General features: G+C 54.9%; 1 tRNA gene. It reads right to left on the bottom strand.

The features are described 5' to 3' along the window. Positions 1 to 61: 61 nt before the first annotated feature. Positions 62 to 147 (bottom strand) — tRNA-Leu (locus tag CP352_RS10945). Positions 148 to 213 lie beyond the last annotated feature (66 nt).

The following is a 213-nucleotide window of genomic DNA, read 5'->3' as shown; positions in this document are numbered from 1 at the left end:
CTTCAACCTTCTGATTCGTAGTCAGACACTCTATCCAGTTGCGCTAAGGGCGCATCATCAATGCCGGGGATCGGAGTCGAACCGATACGGTTGAAACCAACCGCGGGATTTTAAGTCCCGTGCGTCTACCAATTCCGCCACTCCGGCGTGTTGATGAAAGCGGAAGACGGGATTCGAACCCGCGACCCCCACCATGGCAAGGTGATGTTCTAC

Source organism: Lactobacillus sp. UMNPBX1 (assembly GCF_002554085.1).
Lineage (GTDB): Bacteria > Bacillota > Bacilli > Lactobacillales > Lactobacillaceae > Lactobacillus > Lactobacillus crispatus.
This window is presented reverse-complemented; position numbering and strand designations above follow the sequence as displayed.